Source organism: Rhizobacter sp. P3_B12, assembly GCF_056402895.1.
This window is the reverse complement of sequence record NZ_JBFUGN010001475.1, coordinates 1-1,030: the sequence shown is the minus strand read 5'-3', so window position 1 is coordinate 1,030 and position 1,030 is coordinate 1. Positions and strand designations below refer to the sequence as shown.

Annotated in this window: 3 protein-coding genes; all 3 read left to right on the top strand. The window is 71.5% G+C overall.

Annotation, left to right across the window (positions count from 1 at the left end):
• Window positions 1-294 (top strand): 2'-5' RNA ligase family protein (locus AC1D01_RS36210; RefSeq protein ID WP_477874571.1); only part of this gene is annotated, 294 nt, incomplete at its 5' end.
• 57 nt (window positions 295-351) lie between these two features.
• The gene (locus AC1D01_RS36205; protein ID WP_477874570.1) at window positions 352-609 is read left to right on the top strand and encodes a hypothetical protein; all 258 of its coding nucleotides are present in this window, start codon (window positions 352-354) and stop codon (window positions 607-609) included.
• A 62-nt stretch (window positions 610-671) separates the two neighbouring features.
• Window positions 672-1,030: tRNA adenosine(34) deaminase TadA (gene tadA / locus AC1D01_RS36200; protein WP_477874573.1), on the top strand; the 359-nt coding region annotated here is incomplete at its 3' end.

Below are 1,030 nucleotides of genomic sequence, written 5' to 3'. Positions count from 1 at the left end.
GCCTTCGACCGGGCGATGAGCTTTCCCGGCAGCGGTGCCTTCGTGCTGCGCAGCAGCGAGAACCTGCCCGCGCTCGCCGCCTTCCGCCGCCGGCTCAACCTGGCGATGGGCGACACCGAGGCGCAGGCCTCGCGCAGCGCCACGCCGCACCTGACGCTGCTGTACGACCGCCGGCACAGCATCGCCGAACACGCGATCGAGCCGGTCGGCTGGCAGGCCGCCGGCTTCGCGCTGGTGCGCAGCCACGTCGGCCTGGGCCGCCACGAAACCCTGGGCGACTGGCCGCTGTCRTGAGCGCGCCGTGAGGTACGATGCCGACCGCCCCGAACTGGCATCGGGCGGGGACCTCCTATGAAAGCCACCTTCGGATTCGTGTCGCTGCTGATCGCACTGGCGATCATCGGCATCGTCATCAACAAGCAGTTGAAGGCCGTCGGCAAGGTGCCGGTGGTGGCCACCGACGGCAGCGTGTCGCAGGGCACCGGCGCCGCCAGCGGCACGGTGCGCGAGCAATCGCAGCAGTTGCAGGAGAAGGTGCGCAGCGATGTCGTCAAGGCCCTCGAGCAGGGCGCGCAGGGCACCGCCCGCCAGGACGACTCCCCCAAGTGATCCCGGCCCCTGACGCCGCCGGCGCCGCGCTCCAGGCGGCTTCGGCCGCCGACGAACACGCGATGCGCATCGCGCTCGACCAGGCCCGCAACGCGTGGCTGGTCGGCGAGGTGCCGGTGGGCGCCGTCATCATGCGCGCCGGCCAGGTGATCGCCACCGGCTACAACCGCCCGATCACCGAGCACGACCCGACCGCGCATGCCGAGATCGTCGCGCTGCGCCATGCGGCCACGCTGCTCGCGAACTACCGGCTGCCCGAGTGCGAGCTCTACGTGACGCTCGAGCCCTGCGCGATGTGCGCGATGGCGCTGATGCACGCGCGCTTCAAGCGCGTCGTGTTCGGCGCGCGCGACCCGAAGACCGGCGCGGCCGGTTCGGTGATCGACCTGTTCGGCGAGGCGAAGCTGAACCACCACACGCA

Bases quoted from the DNA above. Each gene is read 5' to 3' on its own strand.
- AC1D01_RS36205 (WP_477874570.1), top strand. From the start codon at position 352: ATGAAAGCCACCTTCGGATTCGTGTCGCTGCTGATCGCACTGGCGATC.